The 25,900-nt window shown below is 58.5% G+C and carries 29 protein-coding genes and 1 tRNA gene; 4 read left to right on the forward strand and 26 right to left on the reverse strand.

Annotated features, from left to right (window positions below):
* Positions 1 to 50: 50 nt before the first annotated feature.
* The 3 genes from Enr13x_RS27600 to Enr13x_RS27610 all read right to left on the reverse strand — a co-directional run bounded on the left by Enr13x_RS27600 (position 51) and on the right by Enr13x_RS27610 (position 9,428).
* Positions 51 to 758, reverse strand: a complete 708-nt coding sequence (locus Enr13x_RS27600) for an NAD-dependent deacylase (RefSeq protein ID WP_145390113.1) — start codon at positions 756 to 758, stop codon at positions 51 to 53.
* Positions 759 to 783: 25 nt separating this feature from the next.
* Positions 784 to 4,332 carry a hypothetical protein gene (locus tag Enr13x_RS27605; RefSeq protein ID WP_145390114.1) on the reverse strand — a complete coding sequence of 1,183 codons (3,549 nt, stop codon included), beginning with the start codon at positions 4,330 to 4,332 and terminating at the stop codon, positions 784 to 786.
* A 482-nt stretch (positions 4,333 to 4,814) separates the two neighbouring features.
* Entirely contained in the window at positions 4,815 to 9,428 is a 4,614-nt protein-coding gene (locus Enr13x_RS27610; RefSeq protein ID WP_197455394.1) for an outer membrane protein assembly factor BamB family protein, read from the reverse strand.
* A gap of 485 nt (positions 9,429 to 9,913) precedes the next feature.
* Here Enr13x_RS27610 and Enr13x_RS27615 point away from each other — a divergent pair, with 485 nt between their 5' ends.
* Complete coding sequence (locus Enr13x_RS27615) at positions 9,914 to 11,371, forward strand: IS1380 family transposase (protein ID WP_145384429.1); 1,458 nt, start codon at positions 9,914 to 9,916, stop codon at positions 11,369 to 11,371.
* A gap of 189 nt (positions 11,372 to 11,560) precedes the next feature.
* Here the strand turns inward: Enr13x_RS27615 and Enr13x_RS27620 are convergent, their stop codons facing one another.
* From Enr13x_RS27620 to rpsJ, 22 genes are all read right to left on the reverse strand, one after another.
* Positions 11,561 to 12,118, reverse strand: a complete 558-nt coding sequence (locus Enr13x_RS27620; protein ID WP_145390116.1) for an adenylate kinase — start codon at positions 12,116 to 12,118, stop codon at positions 11,561 to 11,563.
* Between the two features lie 94 nt (positions 12,119 to 12,212).
* A complete protein-coding gene (secY, locus tag Enr13x_RS27625) occupies positions 12,213 to 13,610 on the reverse strand; it encodes a preprotein translocase subunit SecY (RefSeq protein ID WP_145390117.1) in 1,398 nt (465 codons plus the stop codon).
* Between the two features lie 220 nt (positions 13,611 to 13,830).
* Entirely contained in the window at positions 13,831 to 14,322 is a 492-nt protein-coding gene (rplO, locus tag Enr13x_RS27630) for a 50S ribosomal protein L15 (RefSeq protein ID WP_145390118.1), read from the reverse strand.
* A gap of 79 nt (positions 14,323 to 14,401) precedes the next feature.
* Positions 14,402 to 14,872, reverse strand: a complete 471-nt coding sequence (gene rpsE / locus Enr13x_RS27635; protein ID WP_197455395.1) for a 30S ribosomal protein S5 — start codon at positions 14,870 to 14,872, stop codon at positions 14,402 to 14,404.
* A 143-nt stretch (positions 14,873 to 15,015) separates the two neighbouring features.
* The gene (gene rplR / locus Enr13x_RS27640) at positions 15,016 to 15,384 is read right to left on the reverse strand and encodes a 50S ribosomal protein L18 (RefSeq protein ID WP_145390119.1); all 369 of its coding nucleotides are present in this window, start codon (positions 15,382 to 15,384) and stop codon (positions 15,016 to 15,018) included.
* A gap of 60 nt (positions 15,385 to 15,444) precedes the next feature.
* The gene (rplF, locus tag Enr13x_RS27645; protein ID WP_145390120.1) at positions 15,445 to 15,984 is read right to left on the reverse strand and encodes a 50S ribosomal protein L6; all 540 of its coding nucleotides are present in this window, start codon (positions 15,982 to 15,984) and stop codon (positions 15,445 to 15,447) included.
* 37 nt (positions 15,985 to 16,021) lie between these two features.
* On the reverse strand, positions 16,022 to 16,417 hold the full coding sequence (rpsH, locus tag Enr13x_RS27650; RefSeq protein ID WP_095738319.1) for a 30S ribosomal protein S8: 396 nt from the start codon (positions 16,415 to 16,417) through the stop codon (positions 16,022 to 16,024).
* 22 nt (positions 16,418 to 16,439) lie between these two features.
* Positions 16,440 to 16,625 (reverse strand): type Z 30S ribosomal protein S14, encoded by a 186-nt coding sequence (locus tag Enr13x_RS27655; RefSeq protein WP_095738320.1) that lies wholly within the window; start codon positions 16,623 to 16,625, stop codon positions 16,440 to 16,442.
* 63 nt (positions 16,626 to 16,688) lie between these two features.
* Complete coding sequence (gene rplE / locus Enr13x_RS27660; RefSeq protein WP_145390121.1) at positions 16,689 to 17,261, reverse strand: 50S ribosomal protein L5; 573 nt, start codon at positions 17,259 to 17,261, stop codon at positions 16,689 to 16,691.
* A gap of 8 nt (positions 17,262 to 17,269) precedes the next feature.
* Positions 17,270 to 17,617: a 50S ribosomal protein L24 gene (gene rplX / locus Enr13x_RS27665; protein ID WP_145392722.1), complete on the reverse strand. Its 348-nt coding sequence runs from the start codon at positions 17,615 to 17,617 to the stop codon at positions 17,270 to 17,272.
* A 90-nt stretch (positions 17,618 to 17,707) separates the two neighbouring features.
* Entirely contained in the window at positions 17,708 to 18,076 is a 369-nt protein-coding gene (gene rplN / locus Enr13x_RS27670; RefSeq protein WP_095738322.1) for a 50S ribosomal protein L14, read from the reverse strand.
* A 22-nt stretch (positions 18,077 to 18,098) separates the two neighbouring features.
* Entirely contained in the window at positions 18,099 to 18,431 is a 333-nt protein-coding gene (rpsQ, locus tag Enr13x_RS27675) for a 30S ribosomal protein S17 (protein WP_145390122.1), read from the reverse strand.
* Between the two features lie 4 nt (positions 18,432 to 18,435).
* Entirely contained in the window at positions 18,436 to 18,654 is a 219-nt protein-coding gene (gene rpmC, locus Enr13x_RS27680; RefSeq protein ID WP_095738324.1) for a 50S ribosomal protein L29, read from the reverse strand.
* A 106-nt stretch (positions 18,655 to 18,760) separates the two neighbouring features.
* A complete protein-coding gene (rplP, locus tag Enr13x_RS27685) occupies positions 18,761 to 19,177 on the reverse strand; it encodes a 50S ribosomal protein L16 (RefSeq protein WP_095738325.1) in 417 nt (138 codons plus the stop codon).
* Positions 19,116 to 19,826: a 30S ribosomal protein S3 gene (gene rpsC, locus Enr13x_RS27690; protein ID WP_145390123.1), complete on the reverse strand. Its 711-nt coding sequence runs from the start codon at positions 19,824 to 19,826 to the stop codon at positions 19,116 to 19,118. The genes rplP and rpsC overlap by 62 nt, the downstream gene beginning before the upstream one ends.
* Before the next feature lie 37 nt (positions 19,827 to 19,863).
* Entirely contained in the window at positions 19,864 to 20,223 is a 360-nt protein-coding gene (gene rplV / locus Enr13x_RS27695; protein WP_095738327.1) for a 50S ribosomal protein L22, read from the reverse strand.
* 9 nt (positions 20,224 to 20,232) lie between these two features.
* The gene (gene rpsS / locus Enr13x_RS27700) at positions 20,233 to 20,499 is read right to left on the reverse strand and encodes a 30S ribosomal protein S19 (protein WP_095738328.1); all 267 of its coding nucleotides are present in this window, start codon (positions 20,497 to 20,499) and stop codon (positions 20,233 to 20,235) included.
* An 18-nt stretch (positions 20,500 to 20,517) separates the two neighbouring features.
* A complete protein-coding gene (rplB, locus tag Enr13x_RS27705; RefSeq protein ID WP_145390124.1) occupies positions 20,518 to 21,378 on the reverse strand; it encodes a 50S ribosomal protein L2 in 861 nt (286 codons plus the stop codon).
* Between the two features lie 99 nt (positions 21,379 to 21,477).
* Positions 21,478 to 21,801 carry a 50S ribosomal protein L23 gene (gene rplW, locus Enr13x_RS27710; protein ID WP_145390125.1) on the reverse strand — a complete coding sequence of 108 codons (324 nt, stop codon included), beginning with the start codon at positions 21,799 to 21,801 and terminating at the stop codon, positions 21,478 to 21,480.
* A gap of 42 nt (positions 21,802 to 21,843) precedes the next feature.
* The gene (gene rplD, locus Enr13x_RS27715) at positions 21,844 to 22,488 is read right to left on the reverse strand and encodes a 50S ribosomal protein L4 (protein WP_145390126.1); all 645 of its coding nucleotides are present in this window, start codon (positions 22,486 to 22,488) and stop codon (positions 21,844 to 21,846) included.
* A 5-nt stretch (positions 22,489 to 22,493) separates the two neighbouring features.
* Positions 22,494 to 23,147, reverse strand: a complete 654-nt coding sequence (gene rplC, locus Enr13x_RS27720) for a 50S ribosomal protein L3 (protein WP_231743820.1) — start codon at positions 23,145 to 23,147, stop codon at positions 22,494 to 22,496.
* 266 nt (positions 23,148 to 23,413) lie between these two features.
* The gene (gene rpsJ / locus Enr13x_RS27725; RefSeq protein WP_095738333.1) at positions 23,414 to 23,740 is read right to left on the reverse strand and encodes a 30S ribosomal protein S10; all 327 of its coding nucleotides are present in this window, start codon (positions 23,738 to 23,740) and stop codon (positions 23,414 to 23,416) included.
* Between the two features lie 358 nt (positions 23,741 to 24,098).
* Here rpsJ and Enr13x_RS27730 point away from each other — a divergent pair, with 358 nt between their 5' ends.
* From Enr13x_RS27730 to Enr13x_RS38315, 3 genes are all read left to right on the forward strand, one after another.
* Positions 24,099 to 24,287 (forward strand): hypothetical protein, encoded by a 189-nt coding sequence (locus Enr13x_RS27730; protein ID WP_145390128.1) that lies wholly within the window; start codon positions 24,099 to 24,101, stop codon positions 24,285 to 24,287.
* Between the two features lie 83 nt (positions 24,288 to 24,370).
* Positions 24,371 to 24,646, forward strand: a complete 276-nt coding sequence (locus tag Enr13x_RS27735; RefSeq protein ID WP_145390129.1) for a hypothetical protein — start codon at positions 24,371 to 24,373, stop codon at positions 24,644 to 24,646.
* Between the two features lie 404 nt (positions 24,647 to 25,050).
* Positions 25,051 to 25,326, forward strand: a complete 276-nt coding sequence (locus Enr13x_RS38315) for a hypothetical protein (protein WP_197455396.1) — start codon at positions 25,051 to 25,053, stop codon at positions 25,324 to 25,326.
* 378 nt (positions 25,327 to 25,704) lie between these two features.
* On the opposite strand, the gene Enr13x_RS27740 is transcribed toward Enr13x_RS38315, so the two are convergent.
* Positions 25,705 to 25,777, reverse strand: a tRNA-Gly gene (locus tag Enr13x_RS27740).
* Positions 25,778 to 25,900 lie beyond the last annotated feature (123 nt).

Raw genomic sequence — 25,900 nt, forward strand, 5'->3', positions numbered from 1 at the left:
GCAACCGGACGGCTCGCCAACACCCTCAGAGCCCGGCAACACGTTGATCCTCAGCCGATCGAGGATGTTTTCAACGAGTCGAGAAACTTCGGCACTTCGATCGACGCCTTGCCCCGAATGGTCAAATCAAATTGGTCGCTTTGGGGCGTGTCGTCCAGGTTGATTTCCACGCGGCGACAATGCCGGGGCGTGCTTGCGACGATGCCCGCGGCCGGATAAACGACGGCCGACGTGCCGATGGCCAAGAATAAATCGCAGTCCGCGGCAAAGTCGGCGATGCGATCCAGACCGATCGGCATTTCACCGAACCAGACGACGTGGGGTCGCAGCGTGCCGACCAAATCGGGTTCGGTCGGGTGCGGCGTTCGGACACTCAGATCGCCGCGCCAATCAAACAGTTCGCCTGTCAACATGCAACGTGCTTTGAGCAATTCGCCGTGCATGGGCAAGACGTTCCGGCTGCCGGCACGCTGATGCAGGTCATCGATGTTTTGGGTCACCAGCAAAAACGCATCGTCGTGCTGCTTTTCAAATCCTGCCAACGCGACGTGTGCCGCGTTGGGCTGAATCGATTCATCGAGCAGCTTGCGGCGTCGAGCGTTGTAGAACTGATGCACCAGATCGGGGTTGCGGTCGAACGCCTGCGGTGTGGCGACGTCCTCGAACCGATGCCCTTCCCACAATCCGTCTGCGCCGCGGAAAACCGGGATCCCGGATTCGGCGGAGATCCCGGCGCCGGTCAGCACGAGCACTTTCATCGTGGCGGTCCCGCATCGGAGGTGATCAAACGCCGGCCATCCGGTCGGCCAGGACCGGATCGTCCGCGGCCACCCGCATCGGATCGGCGCCGAGCGTTCCGACCAGGCTCTTCAAATACGTCGACGATTCCGCTTGGGCCAATCGTTCTTTGGCGTAGGCCAGGCGCTCGTCAAGATCGAGATCGATCCGCGGGCGGTCACCGTCCAGGGTTTCGATCGCCCGTTCAATCCGCTCGATGCAGTCGGTCCAATGCTGGATGTCACGTTGTTGTTGTTCCACCAGGCGACGACGATACCAATCGCTTTGCAGCATGTTGTCCAAAGTGAACAGGTTGCGGACCTCGGGATCGTCGATCGTTTTGCCTTCGTACTTGCCTGTCGCCAGGATACTGACGATGGCCCGGAGCGGCGGGCAGGCCAACTCGTACCCGCCGTCTTCCATGTAGAGCTTGGCAACTTTGGCATGCGCCTCAGCGATATGCAGGATTCCGTCGGCGAACGAATCGGGGTCTTGAAGTTCCGGTTTCAGGATATCGTCGGTAAAGACTTTGCTGGGGTTATCGAACACGCGCGCCATGTAGGTGCGGACGAATCGCCGGGTGATGCGATATCCGAGTCGGCTGGCGGGAATGTCGACACCGTTGTGTTGGAAATCTTCGATGCGTTCCAGCATTCCGTTGTCGATCATGTGTTGCGGCGATCGCTCTTCCGGGGTCAATCGGCACCAGACCTCGGGGATCAGCAACGAGATGTCGTGTCCGACTTCGAACCGCGGTCCGATGTGACCGGCGGCGGTGCTGTAGCCTCCCAGCCCGGTCAGGATCATGGACACGATCATGTTGTTCATGTCGGTCGACGGCATCAGGGCATTGAAGGGGCCCTTGGTCAGTGCGCCTTCGCTGCCGGCACCGGTGGTGCTGGGGCTCTTGCCGGTCAATGAACAGAGGTAGTCCATCACCAATTCGGGCAACTCTTGATAATGCAGCGGGGAGTAGACAGCCAACGAACGAATTCGTTTTTCGGGCTCCGGCGGATTGTTCCGGCGTCCTCCGAGCACGGCGCCGACCGGGATATGGATCGGTTCATCCGGGCCGAGTCCTCGGTTGAACTGGACCCCGCGCCGGGCCACATAGGTTTCGCGGGCGAAGACCATGTCGGGCCGGTCTTGCAAGTAGCGTGGGTTTTTCGTCTGTTTGCCGTCGACCAGGCGGGGATTGGCCGTGCTGACGACGTAGCTGTCCCCCTGCTCGTAGGCCTTGGTGAGCAGATCCGCCATCGGGCCGGTGAATTTGTCAAACTCGATCGCATCGAGCACGATGTCGCGAACTTCATCGTGGGTCAAGGGATGGAAATTGCTGATGAAGTTGGCCGGCCGGGACAAGTCCCATTCGGTCTGTTTGTCCAATCCTCGATGGATGGCATCATCGGGACGTTGGAACAAGCGGTACTCGCAGTTTTCGATAAACTTGTAGCTGGTCGCGGGAATGACGCTGTCGCCAAGGTTTTCGATGCGGTCGGCCGGGACGACGGTGCTGGCGCTGATGTCGTCTTCACGCTGCACCTTCGCAGCCGGGATGAAATCCTGACGCACCTTGAACGTTCTCCAGCGTTTGTTATCCAAGCCGACACGAAGATACGTCCCCACCAGAGCTCGATCGCCGATCTTCAATTCGTGTCCGGGCGAACCGTTGACGATGTCCACGCCGAATCGATCTTTCCAATTCGACGCTTCGCCTTCCTTGGTGAATCGTTTGATGATCAAGGCCATCGAGTAAACGCGTTCGGGAATGCCTTCGAGCCAGCGATTGTAATCGTCGTTGTAATCCGGTGACGGCGTCAGCAGCTTGATCACACTGCCGAGACTCCGCGCCGGGCTCAACACGCTGCGGCTCGGTCCATCGGTGTAATCGGTTCGTCCGGAATAGCTGTCCGACCAGCGTTGGGAGTAATCCTTCTCGAAAATATCGTCCAGTTTGGCAAAGTCATCGTCTCGGTCGCCGACAAAGATCGGGCCGTAGAGCATGTAGTCGCGAAGACTCTTGCTGATCTCGCTCTTGCCGCCACCGCTGACGGTGCAGGGCTTGTGACAGAAAACGCCTTCGCCGACCGTTCCGACCAGTCGCCAGGAGGGCGCGTTGGGGTGTTTTTCCAAGCGGATTTTATAGCCGCTCGGGGCGATGTAGATTTGGTCCGGTGAAAGCGGAATCCGGTGTTCGTTGCCGTCGCGTGTCCACTTGATGCACCGCTCTTCCAAGGTCACCTTGGCATTCTCGGGAATGTAGATGATCGACTCGTCGTTGCGATCAACGCCGTAGCCTTCGGGTTTGGCATCGACAAATTCCGCATAGTCGCGGACGACGTCATCAAACGTCCGCCCGTTGTAGCGTTGACTGTCGACTTGGAATTCTTCCCCCAATGAATACGACGCGAACGCGAGCGCTCCGCCGGCGTGCTCCTCTTCCGATCGCCCCATCAGATTGCAGGCGTAACTGATCTGCGTCTTGACCTCTTTCTTGCAGTATCCGTAGTAGTTGTCCGCGATCAGCGTGACGACCACGCCACGGCGGTCGCGACAGGTCAACTTGAACGCCGTGCCGTTGTTGTAGCATTCCGATTCATCACTCCAACACATCCCGTCGCGGCGCTGCCGCTCCGACGCACTGCTCTCATGCGGCAATCCAAGTTCCTTCTTCGTCAACTTGGTCAGGTGGGGGGCCAAAATCACGCAGCCCGTATGCCCCGTCCAGGATTTCACATCGAGTCCGGCATCGTTTTCGGGGATCAGCGGATCGCCTCCGTTGCCGAAGATCGATTCCACAAAATCCAGGTTACTCACCAAGCTGGCCGGTGCGAAGAATCGTGTCTCCATCGACAGCGCGTTGGTGAACCCGGGAACCTCCGGGCAGACCAACGGCCGCAACATCAGTGAGACCCAGGTGTGCGCCGGGTCCTTCAACTCGCTCGTGTAGGGCAGCAGCATCAGATCTTTCGGCGGATTCATCGCCGCCCGGAACAGTTTGACGAACACGCCCTTGGGGACGGCACGCTTGTCACCGGGAATCGGCAGCCCGCCTTCGACCACATGGAACGTCCCCGCGGTCGTCCGACGGTCCGCACGTGGATTGTTCAACACCCCATTGGTGCAGCGATAGGAACTGACCAGATCGTTTTCAAAGGAGTCTCCGTTGATCGGCAGACTCAATTTGCGGGCCATCCCGTGACGGTCCAACGTCAACGAGCTGGACGGAAGATGAAGGGTTCCGTTGCGCAGTTCATCGGCAAAATAGCCGTTGAGGAACGTTTCGATTCGAGTGTCGACGGGGACGCGGTGCGAGGAGAGCAAACGCGATTTTTCACGAATGTTATCGAGAATCCCACTCGAAAACTTGGTCATCGCGTTGCCGAGTTCATTGTCACGGCCCAGCAGCCCGGCCGCAGCCAGTTGTAAGACCAAGTACGTGCGGAGGTTGTCACGTTCGACCGGGTCGGTGGTGAGCGACTTGTCCCAACCGACGGCACGCTGTAATTCATCCGCATCATGGAACAGTGAGAGATTTTCACGAAGGAGCGACATAAAAATCTGGGTGGTTGGAGACAAAATGACGAAAACACGAAAAGAATAGCAGACGCGCGGCTGCCCGATGGCACCTCAGCCAAAGGAATCGCCGACCTGCGCCCTGTTAGCCTGGGGGAGCTTCCCGGAGCGTCAATGCCTATCATCGCTAGCGTTGCCGAGCTGCCCGTTGTCCGCCGATGATGGCGTGATGCACGCCTCGCCGAATGAGGGGGATCCGATCAGCCCTGCGGATCGGCAGCCGCGAGGTTTTCCGGCATCGGGCAGCCCGACGCCACCGGAGGAGTTGGCGGAACGGCGCGAGCGGCTTGTCGTTTTAGTGAGTGAGCCGCGACGCGTAAGCGGCCGGGCATCCAAGCGTTGCCCGAGGCCTTACGGCCAACGGCTCACCATTGCCTCAACCCATTCCACTCAATCGACAGCCCGCGAGCGCCCTGCCGCGAACAAAAAACGGTCGCCGGCGGCGGGATCCAAGATCCGGCTCAATCGACCGGTTGTTGGATCGGCTGGGGCGATTCACCGAACGTGTAGATCAAGGTTTCACCGTCGATCGTCGCTCGAACGCGGCGCAGTTCCGGTTGGGCGGTCAGGAAGGTGGTCAGCCCGGTCGACTGTGGCGAAACAACTCGCTCCAACTGTTCGTGGATCGTTTCGCCATCGGTCAGACGCAGCATCGCGACGTCCATCTTGGGCGTTGATTTGTTGATCTCGTAAATGGTTTTTGAACGGGCCAACAACACCACGGGCGATCCATACGGCTGGTCGATCGTCATGCCCCAGGGATCGTGTTGGAAATCACGGGTCCAATTGATCTCCCCCGATTGCGTCGAGACCGCGATGATCTGGTGCACGGTACGGTGCGTTTCACCGTGCTGGGTCAGCATGTCGCCTTTTTGACGCACGACGGCGTTGGCCGGCAGCACCAGGATCTGGCCGTCCATCCACATCGCGTACATCGATTGCAGCTCCGGCATCTCGCCGAGCTCGTGGCGACACAGCTCGGTCGCGCTCAGCAGGTCCCAAATCACCAGTCGCCCCGTGCTATCGAACAGCACCAGATAGCGGTCTTGCAAGATTCGTCCACAACCTCGGCCGGCCCCCTGGGTCAGCGGTTGTTTGATCAACGCTTCGAGTTCCAAAGCGACTTGGCCGCTGAAGGGATCCACCAAACGCACCATCGCCGCGGAGGATTTCGGATCGACGTCATAGGCCAAGACGTGTTTCCCGCTGGTTGCCCAGACCTTGCCGTAGGGCCAGTCGGCCGAATCAATTTTGCGACCGTCATACAGGTCGAACTGTGACACCGAAGCGAAGATTCCTTTGACGTAGGATACAACGGCGACGCGGCTGTCGTTGACCACGATGTGCCCAATCGTTGGCGCCGAAGAATTTCGCCACAGGGTTTCTTTGTCTTGCGTATCCACGGCAATCAAGTCACCCGCTTGCAACACCAGAACGCGATCGCCCAGCACCGGTCCGACGCGGAACTCGCTGATCTGATTGGCCGCGCCGGAATTGGTCGGGTAGGAAAAATTGGAATCCCCGAAGACGGTCGTTTCGATCTTGCGCTGGGTGTTGGTTGCCCCGTCGGCCCCGAAGTCGCGCGACCACAACGACGCTTCGCTGCGGCGACTGCCCTGCATCGCAAATAGGTCGACCGCAGAGATTCGCCCCGGACGCTCCAGGATCATCAGCCCGCCGCTGATCTTGGCCTTGCGGTCTTGAATCCTTGCCGCACGAAACTCATCCATCGGCAACGGGATCACGTCGCCATTGGGGTTCTGGAACATCACCGAACCGCCACGGTTGACCACTTTCCAGCCTTGAAAGGTCCGTCCGCCGTAGAGCGTCGGGTCGACCACCGCTTGCAGAAACGTCGACCGTCCCCCGCCCGGCAGCGATTGAGATTGCCACGACAGCGAGACCGGCGCGGTGACATCCAGCGGCAGCGTCTGAGCGGCGATTTGGTCTTCGGCGAGCGTCTGCATGTCCCGCACCTTGGTTTTCAAATCCGCAGCCAGATCGGCGGAGTCTTCGTCTTCCGCAACGGGATTCAAGATCGTCTGACTGACGGCCACGGCATCTTGGTACAGCGAACCTTCGCTGTAGACCTCTCCGAGCATGGCGGCGCGCCGCGGCGTGTAACGCCACTGTTGCTGGTCAACAAGCCGAGACGGCAGGGTCGGCCCCAACAGCAAGCGTTCGGCCGAAAACAATTCGTCCTCGGCGACCCGTCGTTTGGCCAGCGAGACGACAAGCTCATCAATGCCCAGGGGGCCGAATTGCCCGCTCATGACCGACAACCGTTTGCTCGAATCGGCGGGCATCGCTTCCAGATGCGCTTTTAGTTCCTGTTCAACGCTGTCGAGTTGGTTGTCTTCTTCGGCGATCCGCATCACCTCGGCGGCTCGCGCGGAGACCCAGCTGTCGAGTGCACAATCGCGTGTGGGGTCGCGGAGGATCGAATCGTCTTCATTGCCGACCAGGGAAAGGTTGGTCATCACGCTGGAAAATTCCAGCAACCGCTTCGTCGCCGCCTGGACGGATCGGTTTCGCAGTGCCGATTGGATTCTCAACGCCACGAACTCCAAGCGTTGCGCCGGCGTGTCGATCAACGCATCGAGTTCCTCTTCTAAACCTGGCGGCGGCGTCGGGTTTTCACGCATCTCACCCAGCATGGAAGAAATCGACAACATCAGCACGTCGTCGCTGTCGGGATCGATCTGGCGTGCTTTCTGCAGCACCTTCAGTGCCTCTTGACGCTCGCCCCGTTCGCTCAACAACAGCGCTTTTTGGACGAGCGCGTCCAGGTTGTCCGGGTCGTCTTGAAGAATCCGTTCGACACGCGGTCCCAACGTTTTTTTACCGAGGGCGACGACCAGCCGTGTGGGGCCCTGTGAAATGATCTCACCGTCGATGGCGATCAGGTTGCCGAGCGGGAACTGGGCCGTCACGCGATCGACCAGCGAGCCGTCTTCCAACGAAATCTCGACCAACTCGTTGCCGCTGGTCGGAACGATGTAGGATTGATCGCCGAACACGCCCCGGCCGACGATCTGTTGCCCGGCGGAAATCAAACGCTGATCGGTCCGCCAATTCAGTCGCCCGTTTTCCAGGTCATGGCTGACGACTTCACGTGCACTGACCATCAACAGTTGGTCGTCGCGAATTCCGGCAACATAAAACGCGGCCTGTCGCGATTTGCTGAATCGCTTTTTGCCATCGACCAGTTCAAAGCAGTACAGGTTGTCGGTCGCGGCCGGTGTGACCAGCACACTCAAACCACTGGCCGTTGCGGCGGCGTTGTGCCAGCGCTGCAACAACTGGTCGGATGACTTCCCCGAACGCGAGTTGAACATGATGCTGCCCATCGCGCGGCGTTGATAGGGATTTCCCCAACGTAGCGTCCGGTCGGCCAGATCGACCGCGACCGTCGCGCCGGCGCCCGTCGGGCAAATCAACACGCCCTCGTGGTAGCTGGGCGTCGCGCCGGAAATGCGTCGGATCGCGTCGAACTGAATCCCGGCACCCTCGATCGCCACCAGTTGTTGCTGCCACAACAGGTTTCCCGTCGCCGGATCCAGGCTGACCAGCATGATGTCACCGGCGATTTCCGCCATCGCGTACAGAGCCCCATCGACCGCAATCGGCGCCCCCAAGAAGAACGCCTGGTTCAGCTCACTTTCGACGGTCGGGTTTTGGCCCAGACGCCACAGCGTCTTGCCTTCGGTTTCCAATTCCAACGCGACCAAGGTGTTGCGTCCGCCGTCGGCCGTGCTCGTGTTGCGAACCCCCATCAGCGGATTGATTTGCAACATCTGAAACGGCGAAAGGTCGTCCAGCAAGAACACCCGCTCGCCATCGCTGGTGATTTGACCGTACGGTAAATCATTCCACACCCGGCGGCTGAGACGGTCCGGCGGATCAGAGGATCCCATCCCCAGCATCGCGTCGTATTGTTCATTGTCGGCCGAAACGTCGGTTTGAAACCAAGGATACTGCCAGACCCGTTTTCCGGTTCGATAGTCCACGCCCCGCAGACGTTCGGTCGTCCGCATCAACAACTGATTGCCCACTCGGATCGGTGTCCAGCTGGGCGGAACCAATCGACCGCTGGCCGCCAACTCCTCCGCCTTTTGCCTCAACCGTTGTTCTTCCAACGGAGTCGCGGTGGTTTCCAGCATCCAGCGGGGCGTCGAAAGCGGTAGCTGGCCGTCGGCGGTTTCGTTTCGCGAGGCCGATCCGCCCAGCAACGGATAGTCGGTCGAACGGCTGATCGAATCGGTTTGGGGCACTTGATAGTGCCCATCGATCCAGCTCCGCCAATCGGTCACGGTTTCGGCGGTCGGGGCGTCGTCCCCATTCCATTGCACGCTGATCGACCCCAGATCACGCGGGACCGTGCGACCGGCCAAACGACAGGCGATCGCATGCATCGCCAACAACCCGTCGCCGAGTTGATCGACCGCGTGTCGACTGGCCACCACATCATCGAGCAACAACGAGCACGCCAGGGGATGCCCCAGGTACATCTCGCGCTGGGCCAAAATCAACGACGCCTGATACCCGGCCGCGGTGTGAAAGTACTTGCGGCGGACGCTGCGGAGACGTTTCCAATCGCGGTCACCCGTCGCGTCATCGAGCAATTGTTTGGCCAGTGCGCCGTAGCGAAGCTCGTAGGTGGCAAACGCGTCGCTGGGTAACGCCCCGATCAAATCGCGGCAATGACGCAAAAAACTCTTGTCCAACCGCTGCTGGTCGCTGTCGCGGATCTCCAGAAAAAAGTCTTGGCCTGCGATCGTCGGATCGTTTGTCGGGTCGACGTGGCGTTCGAGCAAGTCGCCCAAGACAACCACCGCGTCACTGTACCTGGCGTCGGCGATCGCCTCCTCGGCGTCCTTCAATCGCTGATTCAGCAATCGTGGCGGCGGAATGAACCGCGACATGTTTTGATCAAACCCCACCCCGAAACGGCCCTGCTGGGCCCGGGCACGATCACCACCGCACAACGCAAACAAAATCGCCGGCATCAGCGCCAGCGACAGCGCGAGGAACCGAGGCGTACAGGAAACGGCGGATGGAGCAGCTGATTTCATGTTCAAACGACTTGCGGAGCGGAACAGCGGAGCAGACGCGGCGAGGCAGCACGCCGCAGTCACCATTGTAGCGCCCGAGGGCAAAAAAGGCGCCCGCAGCTGACCATTTTATGATGGTGGATCGCGTTGCGACGGAAATCCGTTGGTGTTTCGCTGCTTCGGACGTCGATTCTTTTACCGCAGGATATTGGCAACCGATTTAGATTCTCTCCCTCTGGGAGAGACGGCGATTGCGCAGCAAGCAAACGCCAGAGGTGGTCGGCGGAGGGGTGTACGACGTCCTTTCTAGGTCGTCGCGCAGAGCCCCACGGGCGACGGCCCGGAAGGGCCATCGTACGTCAGAAAAGCGATCGCCCTAAGCTGGACGGTCTCTAACCCGGATATTGCATCCGCTGATACGATTCCCCCTATAGCGCGAAAGCCTTAGTTCGTGTATCTATTGGAGTTACGACACTTCACAGAACACGAAACCAAGGCTTTCGGCAATGACAAAGCGTAATCGAAAACGTCCCGCATTGAAACGCCTCCGCAGGCAGGCCGTTGAGGTGGATTTCAACGGCGGATCGCTCACCTCCGACGGAGGCCTCGTCCTGCTTCGTGAAGTCGACAAAAAGCTCAATTTGATCGAGCGGATTGACCAAGCCATCGACGACCCACGTGATCCGTTTCACACCAAGCATTCGCAAGCGGAAATCCTCATCAGTCGAATCTTTGCGATCGCTGCAGGATACGAAGATGCAAACGATCAACAGCATCTTCGCAACGATGCCGCCTTTCAAGTCGCCGCCGGACGGACCCCTCGAATCAATGCCGGGGCGGACGACGATGAAGATCCCACTCTGGCAAGTCCCTCGACGCATTCGCGATTTGAAAATCGAATCGGCAAAAAAGAACTCTTCGAGCTCAGCAAGATCCTCGTTGATATTTTCCTTGACAGCTTCGACACCCCGCCTGGTGAAATCACGCTCGATCTAGACGCAACGGACGACAAGGTACACGGCGAGCAAGAAAGAAGGGCTTTCAATGCCTACTACGACAGTTACTGCTTCCAACCGCTGTACGTATTTTGCGGCGACCAACTTCTCGTCTCTTATCTTCGTGCGGCCAATCTCGGTGATGCACACCACGCACGCGGGATCACAAAATTACTCGTCGCAAGGATCCGCAAACGATGGCCTCAGGTCAAAATTACCCTTCGTGGTGACGGAGGCTTTGCGATCGAACGCCTGATGCGTTGGTGCGACAAAAACGATGTCCACTACATCTTTGGTTTGCCCAAGAATAAGGTTTTAGTCAAGGAAATTGCTTGCGAAATGACACGGGCAAGAATCCTTCGATCACACCGGGGTGGGAAACAAGCCTGCTTCAAATGGTTTCGCTATCGCACCGGCAGGACTTGGGACCGCCATCGCTGGGTGGTCGGCAAAGCAGAGTACACTGGCAAAGGCCCCAATCCTCGCTTCGTCGTAACAAACCGTTTCTCAAGTGATGGCATTGTCGACACGACCTACCATCGACCGATGGTCAACGGCAAAAGGCAACCGTTGCAAGTTAAGACTCCAGGAACATGGTGTTCTGTCGCCTTTGACCCGGAGAAGTTTTATCGAGAGCACTACTGCATGCGTGGCGAGATGGAGAATCGGATCAAAGAACAACAGCTTTGCCTGTTCGCTGATCGCACCAGTTGCACCCGTTTTATTGCCAATCAGTTCCGCGTGATGCTTTCATCATTTGCTTACGTTCTACTCGATGGGGTGCGTCGCCTGGGCCTGAGTGGAACGAAACATAGTCGTCTACGCGTGGACACAATTCGATTGCGTCTATTGAAAATTGCAGCACGCGTGCGTGTGACTTGCCGTCGTGTGATCTTTCATCTCTGCAGCCACTGCCCCTGGGAACCGCTGTTCAATCAGGTGCTGACGCGTCTTTGTCGTAGCGACTAGCTACCCCCATCGCATCGCGATTCATCACCCAGCGACAATTTTGTCCTCTGGGGGTGGGGGGCCTCTGCCCAAAGCCAATCAATTGCAGCGAAAATCGGCCATAATAGGCAACGCCGCCGTAACTCAGTCCAAAATCACAGTCAACCACTCAGCGGATGCAATATCCGGGCTAAAGCCTGGACACCAACCTTAGCCGAGCGCATCGCGGACGACTGCGAACACGTCGTCCGGTGTTCCGGCGGCGTTGACGTCGATCACGATGCCCCGCTGGCGGTAATACTTCAACACCGGTTCGGTTCGGTTTCGAAACACCTTCAACCGGGTCTGAATCGTTTCCGGGGTGTCGTCGGCGCGTCCTTCCGATTCCGCCCGGGCGAGCAAGCGTTCCACCAGCGCGTTTTCGTCCACCATCAAATTGACCACCGAATCGAGCCGTTGATCACGCTCGGTCAAGAATCCGGTCAGCATCTCGGCCTGATTGACCGTGCGGGGAAATCCGTCCAGCAGGTACCCGTTTTCGCAATCGGGTTGTCGGAGCCGATCGATGATGAACTGCATCATCAAGTCATCGGGGGCCAGGTTGCCGCCGTCGATGTAACCGGCGATCAGCTTACCGATCCTTGAATCATCCCGGCTGGCCCGCAGCATGTCACCCGAAGAGATGTGCGGGATCTGAAACTCGCCACTGAGCCGTCTGCACTGCGTGCCCTTGCCCGCACCCGGTGGACCGATAAAGACGAGACGCACTGGTTTGATCGCTTCGAGCGAGGAGGGCGGCGTAAGCTTCTAGCTTGCGAAGTTTGTTTGGATTCGCAAGCAGGATGCTTACGCCACGATTTGATTAGACGACCGGGCTGACGCCACCGCCGGCGCCTTCCAACAGGCCGCGGTAGTTTCGCATCACCAGGTGGCTATCGATTTTCTGGACCAGGTCAAAGGCGACGCTGACCGCGATCAACAACCCCGTCCCGCCGTAGAATCCGGCAATCGAATAGGGCACACCGAGCGAGCCATAAACAATCGTCGGGACGATCGCGACGATGGACAGGAACCCTGCACCGACGTACGTGATCCGGACCATGACTTTTTCCAAGTAGTCGGTCGTCCGTTTTCCGGGCCGATAGCCGGGAATGAACGTCCCGCTGTCCCGCAGGTTGTCCGAAATCTCTTTCGGGTTGAACGTGATCGCGGTCCAGAAGTAACAGAAGAAGAAGATCAACGCGACGTACAGCAGGTTGAAGAAATACGACGCCTGGTCCTGCATCGTCAGACTGACCAGGTTCAATCCCTTGAAGATCGCGCCGCCGGTTTCAAATGCACCGGCCATCAAGCCGAAGAACACGCCGGGGATCATCAACAAGCTGCTGGCAAAAATGATCGGCATCACGCCGGCCTGATTGATCCGCAGCGGCAGGTGTTGTCGGGTTCCACCGTAGACCTTGCGGCCGCGGGTGAATTTCGCCGATTGGGTCGGGATTTTACGCTGGCCCAGGGTGATGAAGACCACCCCGACGACCACGCCGATGAACAGCACAAACAGCAAGATCAACGTCTCGATCCCGACCTGACCGCGGCTCAGCCCGGTCAACTGGGTTTCCATGTTGCGAATCAATTCGTACAGGGCTTTGGGCATCTGGGCCAGAATCCCGGCCATGATCAACAGACTGATGCCGTTGCCGATCCCGTGTTCGTCGATTTGTTCGCCCAGCCACATCAGGAACACACTGCCGCAGGTCATCACCGCGACGGCCACGAACTGCCAGGGCATGTACAGCCCCGTGCCGGCTTCGTTCAAGAAGTTGGCGTTGATGTTGCCGCCGCCGGGTCCACTGGCGGACAGCATGACCGAGACATAGATCCAGCTCTGCACCAGACAGATGCCGACGGTCAGATAGCGTGTGTATTCGTTGATCTTTTTCTGCCCCGCCTGGCCTTCCTTTTTCAATTCCGCCAGTGCGGGAACGGTCGTTCCGAGCAACTGCAGGATGATCGAGGCGGAAATGTAGGGCATGATGCCGAGGCCGAAGATCGTCAATTGACGAAGATCACTGGCGGCAAACAAGCTGACTTTTTCCAAGAAATCGGCCGCACCACCGCCGGCCGAATCCGTCGGGGCGTTGTCCACCATTGGCAGCGGGATGTGGAAACCGATCCGATAAATGGCCAGCAATCCCAGGGTCAGGAAGATTTTCTTCCTCAACTCGGGGATGGTGAACATGATTCGCAGTTTTTCAAGCATTCGCTCGATCCGTCTTTCGTTGATTGGGACGCGGCAACTCTGGCGATCGGCCGAATTTGTGCCGCCTGCGGAAATTTAGTGGTTTTGGCGATCCATGGCGAGGGCAACGCCCGTTCAAAACAAAACGCCAGTCCGCGGGGGCGACTGACGTTCTGAAAAATTCATTCGGTGGCTCGTTGTCTCAAGCGAGTGTTCGCTCGCCGGCCGAGCGATCCGACGATCAGGCTTGCTTCAGGGCCGCGACGCGTTCGTCGGGGGTCCGTTTGGGAGCCAGCTTGTTGACGGTCCCGCCGGCGGCGGTGATTTTCTCTTCGGCCGACTTGCTGAACCGGTGCGCCGACACGGTCAGCTTCTTGGTCAATTCGCCGTCGCCGAGGATCTTGACTTCGTCGAAGGTCCCCTTGGCGACGTCTTTGGCGGCCATCGCTTCCAACGTGACTTCGGCACCGTCGTCGAAGTGATCGTTCAGCTTGCCGACGTTGACCGCAAACACGGTCGTCGCCCAACGGTTGTTGAACCCGCGTTTGGGGACGCGACGGAACATCGGCATCGCCCCGCCTTGGAAGCTGGGTTTACGGCTGTACCCGCTACGGCTCTTGTGACCCTTGTGACCGCGGGCGGACGTTTTGCCGGTGCCGCTGCCGGGACCACGCCCGATACGTTTACGTTTGCGGTTCTTTTGAATTCCGCGATGGACATCATTCAGGTTCATAACGAAACCCAGGTAAGCAATGTTGCAAGTTGCGTCGCGGCTTCATTCGTTCCGGACGCGTCAATCTTGTTTGTATTTTTTAGGACGACAGTTCTTCGACGGTCAGCCCACGCAGTGCGGCGGTTTCTTCACGCGTCCGCAGTTGCTTGAGGGCTTCGACGGTGGCTTTGACCAGCGTGACCGGGTTATTGGTGCCGTAGGACTTTGTCAAAATGTCGTGGATGCCGCAGGCTTCGCAAACCGCACGCACGGCCTGGCCGGCGATGATCCCGGTACCAGCCCCGGCGGGGATCAACGTGACCTTTGCGGCACCGAAACTGCCCCAGACTTGGTGGGGGATGCTGCCTTCGACCAGCGGCACCTTGACCATGTCACGGGTGGCTTGTTTGGTTGCTTTCTGGACGCTCGGGGGCACTTCATTGGCCTTTCCGTAACCCCATCCGACTTTCCCCTGGCCGTCACCGACGACGACCATGGCGGCAAAGCTGAAGCGACGACCGCCCTTGACCACAGCTGCACAGCGTTTGATCTTCACCACGCGATCGAGCAAGCCGTCATCTTTCGACTCTTCCGCTTGCTTTCCGCCACGACGACGATTCTGGTTACTTCCGCTACTAATTGTTCCGACCCTCGGTTAGCCGCCCTTTCGGGGTACGGCAAGTTGAATTGGTTTTCGTAATCTCTGCTTTTGGTTTAAAGCACGAGCCCGCTTTCACGGGCGGCGTCTGCGAACGCTTTGACGCGTCCGTGATATTTGTTGTGCCCGCGATCCAGTTTGACTTCCTTGATCCCGGCGGCTTCCGCCTTGGCAGCGATGGCCTTGCCGACTTCGGCGGCACCTTCACAGTTGCCACCAACCTTGACCGATTCGCGGAGCGCTTTGTCTCGCGTGCTGGCACTGGCCAAGGTCCGTCCGCTGGAATCATCGACCAGTTGAACGGAAAAGTGCTTGAGCGTGCGTTGCACGCACAGGCGGGGCCGGTCCGCGGAACCGCGGAGCACGTTCCGCACGTGGTTGCGTCGACGAACGCGTCGTTGTCCGAGTTTCTTGTTTTTGTCCATGGAAGTGCCGTCCTGTATCGCGGCCGATTCTTTTCGTTATTTGAAACGGGTCTGACGGGTTTACTTGGTCGCCGACTTACCGGGTTTGATCTTAACTTGTTCGCCTTGGTAGCGAATCCCCTTGCCCTTGTAGGGTTCGGGCTTGCGAAGCGATCGGATTTCGGCGGCGAACTGGGTGACCTTTTGCTTGTCACAGCCCTGGACGACGACGTGCGTCTGGTCGGGGCAGGTCACGGTCAGATCGCTGGGGATCTTGCGGTGCAGCTCGTTAGCGTAGCCGACACGCAGTTGCAGCGTATCGCCGGAGATGCTGGCGAGGTATCCCACGCCGACGATCTCAAGTTTCTTTTCGTAGCCGTTGCTGACGCCTTCGACCATGTTGCCGATGATCGCGCGGGTCAACCCGTGCAACTCTCGACTGGTTCGGTCTTCACCGCTGCGCGAGCAGTTGACGGCATCACCTTCGACGTTGACCGAGATCTCGGGACGATGGGTAAAGGTCAGCTTGCCCTTGGCACCCTCGACGGTGACGACACGATCGGCAACGCCGACGGTGACACCGCTGGGGATCTGGACTGGTTTTTTTCCGATACGACTCATTTCAGATCACTTGCTGAAAACGTTATTTGTACGGGTGTTAGGCGACTTCGCAAAGGATTTCGCCGCCGATCTTTTCTCGCCGAGCTTCACGGTCACTGATCACACCCTTGCTGGTGCTGATGATCGTGATGCCCAGCCCGCCCAAGACCGGTTTCAGGTCCTTGCAGTGAGCGTACAAACGGCGTCCGGGTTTGCTCATTCGGCGAATGGTTTGGATCACGCGTTCGCCGTTGGAACCGTATTTCAGTTCCAGGCGAAGCACGTTGACGGGGCTTTCTTCGACCTCCGCCCAATCCCAGATGAAACCTTCGCGCTTCAGCACGTCGGCAATCCCCCGCTTTACGCGGCTGGAAGGGATGTCCACAAAGGCACGTTCTACGCGAACGGCGTTGCGGATTCGGGTCAACATATCGGCAATCGGGTCTGTCATCATGGCTTTTCGTCGCTCCGTTGCTTTACCAACTGGCCTTACGAACACCGGGGATCAAACCCAAGTTCGCATTCTCGCGGAAACAGATTCGGCACAAACCGAACTTGCGGTAGACCGAACGAGGTCGACCACAGAACTTGCACCGGTTCTCGCGCCGGGTACTGAACTTCGGCTTCCGATTTGCCTTGGCGATTTTTGATTTACTTGCCACTGGCTGTCTTGGGGTTGCAGCTGTGAAACGGTTCGCAAAATAAAGTGACTGTTAAAACGTCGCTCACGCAGCGTCGCTTTTTCCCGGTGCCGCTTTGAACGGCATGCCGAACAATTCCAACAACGCTCGTGCTTCATCATCGGTCTTGGCCGACGTCACGTACGTGATGTTCATGCCCTGCGGGCGGGTAAACTTGTCAGGGTTCAGTTCGGGAAAGACCAATTGCTCGGTCAGCCCCATCGTATAGTTCCCACGGCGGTCGAACGCTTTGCGGCTGATTCCGCGAAAGTCGCGGACTCGGGGCAGCACGATCGAGACCATCCGGTCCAGGAATTCATACATGTGTTGTCGACGCAGGGTCACCATGCATCCGATCGGCATGCCTTCACGCAAGCGAAAGTTCGCGATCGATTTTCGGGCGACCGTCATCACCGGTTTTTGACCGGCGATCTGGGTCATTGCATCGTACGCCAGGTCGAGGATTTTCTTGTCCCCGATGGCTTGTCCGACACCCATGTTCAGCGTGATCTTTTCCAGACGCGGAACTTGGTGCGGGTTCTTGTAGCCGAAGCGTTCCACCAACTGGGAGCGGATGGAATCTTCGTAGGCCGTTTGGAGTCTTGGTTTATCTGCCATGGTTCGGTTCACGCCTTCTTATAGCTGTCACGGGGCGGGGAGATTTTTCCCAGGCTTGCACCGCTTTTCTTTGCAAATCGTTCCTTGGTGCCGTCGTCCAGGTAGCGGACTCCGACCCGTGTCGGCTCGTTCGTCGTCGGATCGATGACCATCACGTTGCTGGCGTGAATCGGCATCTCTTTGCTCAGACGGCCCCCTTGCGGGTTCTTCTGGCTTTTCCGAACGTGTTTCCGCACCAAGCCGGCGCCTTCGACGACAACTTTGTTTTTCTTGCGATCGACGACCAGCACCTTCCCGCGATGACCCTTGTCACCGCCGGCGATCACTAGCACTTCGTCTTCTACTTTGAGCAACATGACTGGAATACTCTGCATGGACTGGGCGACGGGGCACCCAATGTGATTTGTTTCGAGACTCGGAGTCTGCGACTCCGGCTGCTTGGATGGTTAGACCACTTCGTTGGCCAGGCTGACGATCTTCATGAAGCTCTGCTCACGCAGTTCCCGGGCGACCGCACCGAAAATCCGCGTGCCGCGAGGCGCTTTGTCTTTATCGATCAGGACCACAGCATTGCTGTCGAATTTGATGTAGCTGCCATCGTTGCGGCGGGTCGGGGTTTTCGTCCGAACGATGACCGCTCGCACGATCGCCTTCTTCTTGATCTCGCTGCCCGGGATCACGCTTTTGACGCTGCAGATGATGACGTCGCCCACGCGGGCGAATCGGCGTCGGCTGCCGCCGAGCACCTTGATGCACATCACCTGACGAGCACCGGTGTTGTCGGCAACATCGAGACGGGTTTCTTGTTGGATCATGGCTGGTTATTCAACTGAAAAATTATTCGCTTTCGCTCTCGGATCCGGCCGACGCAGCCTCTGCTTGTTCAGCTTCCTTACGTGCGGCACGCAAGGCGACCAAGTCCACTTCGGTGCTCTTCTCGATCACTCGAACCAGACGCCAGCGTTTCAACTTGCTCAGCGGTTCGGATTCGATGATCTCGACGCGGTCACCGACGCCCGACTCGTTTGACTCGTCATGGACGTGGCAAACCGTTCGACGGCTGATGTATTTTTTGTACTTGGGGTGCTTCACCAGACGGTTGATTTCGACGCGGCGCGTCTTATTCATCTTGTCGCTGGTGACGATGCCCGAAACTACGCGTTTTGGCATGGTGCTACGCTTCGGCTGGGGTGTTGTTGGCTGCTTTGCTTCGCTCGGTCTGAATCGTCTTGACGCGAGCGATCAAACGTCGGTTCTTGCGGATGTCGCTGGGCGTGTTCAAACGCTCCGACTGAGACTGAAAACGCAGTCGAAACAAGTCGGCAGCCGCTTCGGCCGCGGTCGCTTCGAGCTGTTCGTCGCTCATCTCTCTCAGTTCGCTGTTGCTGGTCATGACCAGGCCTTCGGTAAACAAAAGTGGAGGTCGGGTCCGTGGGCGTCTGCCGCCCGTCGGCTACTCATTGTCTCAATCGAATCAGAGCCATTCTCTGATTCCCTAGTTAGAACGACCGTCGCTCGACGAATCGTACTTTCACCGGCAGCTTGCTCGCCAATCGGGCGAAACAAACCTTGGCTTGCTGTTCGGTCACACCGCCGAGTTCGTAAAGGACGGTCCCCGGCTTGACGACCGCGGCCCAGAAATCCGGTTCACCCTTACCCTTACCCATCCGTGTTTCCAGCGGGGTGCTGGTGACGGACTTGTCCGGGAAGATTCGGATGTACAGCTTTCCTTCGCCGCGGACGTACTGCTGAGCTGCAATCCGTCCGGCCTCGATCGTCGTCGCCTTGATCCAACCGGGTTCCAAGGATTGGATCCCGTAATCACCAAAGACGACCGTGTTGCCACGAGTCGCACTACCTTTTATGCGCCCTCTTTGGCTTTTTCGATGCTTGACCCGTTTGGGCATCAGCGCCATCGTTGTCGTCTCCGTAAGTACCTTGGTTAATCCAGACCTGAATTCCGATGTGCCCCTGTGGCGTCATCGCTTCAGTCGTTCCGTAATCAATCTTCGCTTGCAACGTGCTCAACGGAATCGAGCCCATGCTTTGTTTTTCACGGCGTGCCATCTCGGCTCCGCCCAATCGTCCGGCCAGCTGGATCTTGATGCCCTTGGCACCGGCGTCCATCGTCTGCTCGAGCGATCGCTTCATCGTCCGCCGGAAACTCGATCGCTTCTGCAACTGCTGTGCGATGTCTTCGGCCACCAGTTGAGCTTGCAACTCGGGGCGCCCGACCTCTTCGACCTTCAAATTGATGCGGCGGCCGATCAAGTTCTGCAATTCGGCTTGCAGGATTTCGATCTCTTGGCCTTTCTTGCCGATGATCAAACCGGGCCGAGCGACGTACATCATCACTCGCACTTCGTCACGCGTTCGTTCGATCTCGATGCGATCGATTCCGGCGTTCTTGTATTGGTTCTTTTTGGGGTGGTTGGTGATGAAGTTTCGCAGCTTGCGATCTTCGACCAACAGGTCCGCAAAATCTTGTTTCGACGCGTACCATCGACTGCACCAGCCGCGGGTGACACCGGTTCGAAACGCGATTGGATTGACTTTCTGTCCCATCGTTTACGACTCTTTGCTTGTGCTGTTTCCGAGGGGCTTAAATTTCGTCGATCGGCGTCACTTTGACGCTGATGTGGCTGCTGCGTTTTTTGATGATGTGGGCACTGCCACGCGCCTTGGGGCGCATCCGCCGGAACATCGCCCCGCCGTCGACTCGCACATCGGTCAAAACCAGTTCGTCGATCCGGTGCGGGCTGCCGCCGGTCTGGTCCGGATCGAGTGCGTTGGCAACGGCACTGCGGATCACTTTTTCCAGCATGCGGGCACCGCGTTGCGGCTGATACTTGAGCGTATCGAGCGCTTCGTCGGCATATTGGCCACGCACCAGGTCGGCAACCAGACGCACTTTCTGTGCACTGATCCGAGCGTTGCGATGGCTTGCTACAAATGTTGACATCGTATCGACCTATTTCTTTTTGCCGCCGTGACCCTTGAACGTCCGAGTCGGAGCGAATTCGCCCAACTTGTGACCCACCATGTCTTCGGTCACTTGGACGGGAATGTGTGCCCGTCCGTTGTGGACCATGAACGTCAGATTGATGAACTCGGGAACGATCGTGCAGGCACGAGCCCAAGTCTTAATCGGCGTCTTTTTGCCTTCCTCGGCCTGCTTCTGCACCTTGAAGTACAGCTTCGGGTCGACGTAGGGACCTTTTTTGCTACTGCGGCTCATCGTTCTTCAGCTACCTGATTACTTGTGCAGTTTCAACTGACCGTATCGCTTGCTCTTGCGACGACGAACGATCGAGCTGTTACTTGGTTTACGTTTCTGGCGCGTGGCTCCACCCTTGGCACTCTTGCCCTGCGGGCTGACCGGGTGACGACCGCCCTTGGTTCGGCCTTCACCACCACCGTGCGGGTGATCGATCGGGTTCATCGCGGTTCCACGCACGTGGGGGCGACGCCCGAGCCATCGAGCTCGGCCGGCTTTACCCAGGACCACGTTCATGTGCTCGCTATTGCCGACCTGCCCGATCGTTGCCCGGCAACGACTGGGGACACGCCGCACTTCACCACTGGGAAGTTGCAATTGCGCCCAATCCGCTTCGCGGGCCATCAGCGTGGCACCCGTCCCGGCCGATCGGCACAGCACGGCACCGCCACCGATTCGCATTTCGATGCAGCACACCGTGGTGCCCAGCGGAATGTTCTTCAGCGGCAGGCAATTACCCAGTGTCGGAGGGGCTTCCGGTCCGTTGAGCAGCTTGTCGCCGGCCTTCAGTCCCGAGGGAGCCACGACGTAGGTCTTTTGACCGTCGGCGTACTTCAGCAATGCGATTCGAGCCGACCGATTGGGATCGTACTGAACCGAATCGACCGTCGCCGCCACGCCGTCCTTGACACGACGGAAGTCGATCAAGCGGTACATCTGCTTGTGACCGCCGCCGCGATGCCGGGCAGTGATCTTGCCTTGGTTGTTGCGACCACCGGTCTTTCGTTTCGGCTTCAGCAGCGACTTTTCCACGGTGTAGCCGGGCGTCAGTTCAGCGAAATCGCTGACCGATGCATTTCGGCGACCGGGGCTGGTCGGCTTGTAGATGCGAATTCCCATCGCTGAGTTCTATCTGGCTGTTAGGAAATAACTGGTTTCTGAACGCCCGACCCGGGTGGGGCGAGTGGCTGAACAACTTCTCAAAAGGCGATTGACGGCCTAGAAGAAGTCGATCTTGGAATCTTCGTGCAAGTGAACGATCGCCCGTCGCCAGTCGGACGTCCGCCCGAGACCGTTGCGTGTGCGGCGAAACTTGCCTTTGCGGTTCTGCGTGCAAACCTTTTCGACCTTGACATCAAACAGCTTTTCAACAGCCGACTTGATCTCAGGCTTGGTGGCCATGCGGTGCACTTCGAATGCGTATTCGTTATGCCGTGTCGCGCGGTGAACGCCTTTTTCAGTCACGAGCGGACGCAACAGGATCTGGTGCGGCTCGAGCTTGATCTTCGTTTCCGGCTGGGCAGGTGGTTGAATTCTTGCCATCGCTCAAATTCTTCTTGTATTAGTATGGGGGTGCGGTCGGACCTAAACGGCCTGCCCGTCGGCAAACGAGCCATCTTTGATCTTGTCCAACGCCGCCTTGGTGACCAGCATTCGCTGGGGCCGAAGCACCGAGAGTGCGTTCAACTGGCGAACCGGCTGGACGTCGACCCCGGGAATGTTTCGGCCGCTCTTGTACACCGCGGCATCAACGTCCGCAGTCGCGATCAGCGTCTTGGTCGCTCCGAGGCCGAGTTTCTTCAGCGTCGTCGCCAGCTTCGATGTCTTCGGAGCGTCATAGTTGAGCTGATCGATGACCAGCATCTCGCCGTCATCGATTTTGCTGCGAATCGCCATACGAGTGGCGCGCCGCAACGCTTTCTTGGGCAACCGGTAACTGTAGTCACGCGGCTTGATCGTGCGTGCGACACCACCGCCGCGGCGAACGTTGGTCCGCTTGGAACCGGCCCGGGCGTGGCCCGTGCCCTTTTGGCGGTACATCTTTTTGTTGGTACCGCTGACTTCGCCACGCGTCCGCGTGTTGTGCGACCCCTGGCGATTATTCGCCTGGTACATCACCACTGCGTCGTGAAGCAACTGCTTACTGATCCGGTCCGCGATCGCGGCAGAATCAATTTCGTAGGTTCCGACTTCTTCGCCGGACTCGTTGACGATTGAGAGTGTTGCCATCGGGACTAACCCACCTTGTTCGTTTGACGGATCGTCACCAGGCCACCGTTCGGCCCGGGGACGGCACCGCGGATCAACAACAAATTGTCTTCGGCGACGATTCGCACCAACTCCAGGTTCCGCGTCGTGATTTTGGCGTTTCCATACTGGCCCGCCATGCGAATACCCTTAAACAGACGGCTCGGCGATGCACTGCAACCGGTACCACCGGCGTGGCGGTGCACTTTCTTCACGCCGTGCGTGGCACGCTGGCCGGAGAAATTGTGCCGCTTCATGACACCGGAAAACCCGCGGCCCTTGCTGGTGCCGGTCACATCGACGCGTTTCACACCCTCAAAAGACTCGACCGTAACGGTGCCACCGACCGACAAGTCGGTTTCGCCGCGGAATTCGCGAACGAATCGCTGCGGCTCACAACCGGCCTTTTCAATCAACTCGACGCCGGCGTCGGCACGTTTCTTGGACCGCTTGCTATCAAGCTTGGCCACGTGACCACGCTCCGCCCGACTGGCGAGTCGTCGCGGCTTGTCTTCAAAACCCAGTTGGACAGCACTATAGCCGTCGCGATCAGCAGAGCGAATCTGGAGCACATTGCACGGGCCGGCCTGAACCACGGTCACGGGGACGACGGTACCGTCCTCTTCGTAGACCTGAGTCATTCCGATTTTGCGACCAAGTATTGATGGTGACATAGCTCTAGCACCCCGGCTTTCGCCGCGGTCATTTATCGCTCGTATCTGGGTGTTGAACTTCTCGCCCCGAACCGGAAGCTTGCATCGCCTGCGACAGGCGACTGGCAGCTAGGGTTATCGGGAGCGATATCCGTTCATGCGGAATACCGGACCTAAAAAAACTTTGGGGCATCGACCCGCACCGCGCCAGGCGGTGAGGCAAGGGCGAAACGTCGCAACGAGCGACGTCCGTGCTATCGAGCCGAAGCTTTGATTTTGATATCCACCCCGGCGGGCAGACTCAGTTTGTTCAGTGCTTCGATCGTCTTGGCAGTTGCCTGAACGATGTCGATCAAGCGTTTATGGGTTCGAATCTCGTACTGCTGACGAGCCTTCTTGTTCACAAACGGGCTTGAAAGAACGGTGTAGCGCTCGATGCGAGTCGGCAACGGGATCGGCCCGTGGACTTCGCTGTGCGTTCGCTTGACCGTATCCACAATCTCCTGGGCACTCTGATCGAGCACGGAGTGATCGTATGCTTCCATACGGATCCGAATGACTTCGTTGGCTCCGGCTGACACAGTACGCTTCCAGTAAAAATGAGTGGCGAAACAATGGACGGTGACACCTGGCCGGTCGGCGAGGTGTTTCCCGAGCGACGTTCGTCTCACGGGAGGGCGAGAATGTAGGGGCGGCTCTGGTGAGCGTCAACGGCTCTTCGCAAAAACTAATGAAAAGTTTCTTCAAATTGGTTGCGGTGGGATTTCACGGGGTCTGGCGAGGCTGCCGGTACGACCCAAAACCGCCGCCTTGGGCGATTTGCCACGTCGACACGCATCTGGCGGGCCGCTATCAGATATATGACAGCCTGCTCTCGGTGCAGATCGGATAGATCGGTGGGGAAACGGCGAAACTAAAATCAGATGGAGTATTTGTATCGTGAATCAGCTCGGCGGGCTCTGGCGTGACACTTGGTGGGTTTGGATCGGCTTCTTGGCACTGACAATTGTCCTGGCGGTCACGGTCGGGAGGTTTTTCTATCTGCTGATCCCCTGTTTGCCCGTGCCCTTTGCCTACTTTGCCTTCAACCGCTACGACGAGCAGGGAAACGAGAAGGCGGATCTTTAACGATCGCGGCTGCCGAGCAGGGGGCCGATGCCGAGCAGGGAGGCGGCGCTGATAGGCGGTGGTGGCAAATTGCGAATTGCAAAATGAACATTGCAAAATGGCAATTGGCCTCCCTTGTGCCGACCAGTGGCGAGGCTTCGCCCCGGCCGGCGCAGCGTTGGCAGGCGAGAATAGCGAGGCGGCGCCGGTTGGCCGTGGTGGTAAATTGCAAATTGCAAAATGAACATTGCAAAATGGCAATTGGCCTCCCTCATGCCGACCAGTGGCGAGGCTTCGCCCCGGCCGGCGCAGCGTTGGCAGGCGAGAATAGCGAGGCGGCGCCGGTTGGCCGTGGTGGCGAATTGCAAATTGCAAAATGAACATTGCAAAATGGCAATTGGCCTCCCTTGTGCCGACCAGTGGCGAGGCTTCGCCCCGGCCGGCGCAGCGTTGGCAGGCGAGGATAGCGAGGCGGCGCCGGTTGGCCGTGGTGGCAAATTGCAAATTGCAAAATGAACATTGCAAAATGGCAATTGGCCTCCCTTGTGCCGACCAGTGGCGAGGCTTCGCCCCGGCCGGCGCAGCGTTGGCAGGCGAGGATAGCGAGGCGGCGCCGGTTGGCCGTGGTGGCAAATTGCGAATTGCAAAATGAACATTGCAAAAGGGCAATTGGCCTCCCTCATGCCGACCAGTGGCGAGGCTTCGCCCCGGCCGGCGCAGCGTTGGCAGGCGAGAATAGCGAGGCGGCGCCGGTTGGCCGTGGTGGCAAATTGCAAATTGCAAAATGAACATTGCAAAAGGGCAATTGGCCTCCCTTGTGCCGACCAGTGGCGAGGCTTCGCCCCGGCCGGCGCAGCGCCGCCAGGCGAGGATAGCGAGGCGGCGCCGATTGGCCGTGGTGGCGAATTGCAAATTGCAAAATGAACATTGCAAAATGGCAATTGGCCTCCCTTGTGCCGACCAGTGGCGAGGCTTCGCCCCGGCCGGCGCAGCGTTGGCAGGCGAGAATAGCGAGGCGGCGCCGGTTGGCCGTGGTGGTAAATTGCAAATTGCAAAATGAACATTGCAAAAGGGCAACTGGCCTCCCTTGTGTCGACCAGTGGCGAGGCTTCGCCCCGGCCGGCGCAGTGCTGGCAGGCGCGAAGCGCGATCTGTGAATCTGCGACTTTCTGCACTGGGCCGCGAGAGCGGGTTCCGCCGCGACTCTCCTAGAATTCGCAATACCCAATATTCAATTTGCAATTTGCAATCTCGCCCCCCCCCCTTCGCCCACGGCTACCTGAGAAATGGCTGCCGAAAAACACGGTCGCCCACGGCCCACGGCCCGTATCGACCGAGGCCCTCCTTCCGGCTGGCGCCCTCCTTCCGGCTGGCGTCGCAGTGCAGACACGAAAAAAGGCACCCTCGGCGGAACCGGGGTGCCTTTTTCGCATTTGAGAGCGGCTGATGGGATTCGAACCCACGACAATCACGTTGGCAACGTGATGCTCTGCCAACTGAGCTACAGCCGCGTCATTTCTGTCAGTGCGGGGAGATTATCAACAGATTGTGAGAATCGGCAAGCCCTCGGGGAAACTTGAGGCAGATTGTTTTCAGAAATCCTGACGATTGTGCGAGAATGGCCGGAAGCAGCG

This window comes from Stieleria neptunia (assembly GCF_007754155.1).
Lineage (GTDB): Bacteria > Planctomycetota > Planctomycetia > Pirellulales > Pirellulaceae > Stieleria > Stieleria neptunia.

Bases quoted from the DNA above. Each gene is read 5' to 3' on its own strand.
- Enr13x_RS27600 (WP_145390113.1), bottom strand. From the start codon at position 758: ATGAAAGTGCTCGTGCTGACCGGCGCCGGGATCTCCGCCGAATCCGGG.
- Enr13x_RS27605 (WP_145390114.1), bottom strand. From the start codon at position 4,332: ATGTCGCTCCTTCGTGAAAATCTCTCACTGTTCCATGATGCGGATGAA.
- Enr13x_RS27610 (WP_197455394.1), bottom strand. From the start codon at position 9,428: ATGAAATCAGCTGCTCCATCCGCCGTTTCCTGTACGCCTCGGTTCCTC.
- Enr13x_RS27615 (WP_145384429.1), top strand. From the start codon at position 9,914: ATGACAAAGCGTAATCGAAAACGTCCCGCATTGAAACGCCTCCGCAGG.
- secY (WP_145390117.1), bottom strand. From the start codon at position 13,610: ATGCTTGAAAAACTGCGAATCATGTTCACCATCCCCGAGTTGAGGAAG.
- rplO (WP_145390118.1), bottom strand. From the start codon at position 14,322: ATGAACCTGAATGATGTCCATCGCGGAATTCAAAAGAACCGCAAACGT.
- rplR (WP_145390119.1), bottom strand. From the start codon at position 15,384: ATGGACAAAAACAAGAAACTCGGACAACGACGCGTTCGTCGACGCAAC.
- rplF (WP_145390120.1), bottom strand. From the start codon at position 15,984: ATGAGTCGTATCGGAAAAAAACCAGTCCAGATCCCCAGCGGTGTCACC.
- rpsH (WP_095738319.1), bottom strand. From the start codon at position 16,417: ATGATGACAGACCCGATTGCCGATATGTTGACCCGAATCCGCAACGCC.
- rplE (WP_145390121.1), bottom strand. From the start codon at position 17,261: ATGGCAGATAAACCAAGACTCCAAACGGCCTACGAAGATTCCATCCGC.
- rplX (WP_145392722.1), bottom strand. From the start codon at position 17,617: ATGTTGCTCAAAGTAGAAGACGAAGTGCTAGTGATCGCCGGCGGTGAC.
- rplN (WP_095738322.1), bottom strand. From the start codon at position 18,076: ATGATCCAACAAGAAACCCGTCTCGATGTTGCCGACAACACCGGTGCT.
- rpsQ (WP_145390122.1), bottom strand. From the start codon at position 18,431: ATGCCAAAACGCGTAGTTTCGGGCATCGTCACCAGCGACAAGATGAAT.
- rpmC (WP_095738324.1), bottom strand. From the start codon at position 18,654: ATGACCAGCAACAGCGAACTGAGAGAGATGAGCGACGAACAGCTCGAA.
- rplP (WP_095738325.1), bottom strand. From the start codon at position 19,177: ATGGCGCTGATGCCCAAACGGGTCAAGCATCGAAAAAGCCAAAGAGGG.
- rpsC (WP_145390123.1), bottom strand. From the start codon at position 19,826: ATGGGACAGAAAGTCAATCCAATCGCGTTTCGAACCGGTGTCACCCGC.
- rplV (WP_095738327.1), bottom strand. From the start codon at position 20,223: ATGTCAACATTTGTAGCAAGCCATCGCAACGCTCGGATCAGTGCACAG.
- rpsS (WP_095738328.1), bottom strand. From the start codon at position 20,499: ATGAGCCGCAGTAGCAAAAAAGGTCCCTACGTCGACCCGAAGCTGTAC.
- rplB (WP_145390124.1), bottom strand. From the start codon at position 21,378: ATGGGAATTCGCATCTACAAGCCGACCAGCCCCGGTCGCCGAAATGCA.
- rplW (WP_145390125.1), bottom strand. From the start codon at position 21,801: ATGGCAAGAATTCAACCACCTGCCCAGCCGGAAACGAAGATCAAGCTC.
- rplD (WP_145390126.1), bottom strand. From the start codon at position 22,488: ATGGCAACACTCTCAATCGTCAACGAGTCCGGCGAAGAAGTCGGAACC.
- rplC (WP_231743820.1), bottom strand. From the start codon at position 23,147: ATGACTCAGGTCTACGAAGAGGACGGTACCGTCGTCCCCGTGACCGTG.
- Enr13x_RS27735 (WP_145390129.1), top strand. From the start codon at position 24,371: ATGAACATTGCAAAATGGCAATTGGCCTCCCTTGTGCCGACCAGTGGC.
- Enr13x_RS38315 (WP_197455396.1), top strand. From the start codon at position 25,051: ATGAACATTGCAAAAGGGCAATTGGCCTCCCTTGTGCCGACCAGTGGC.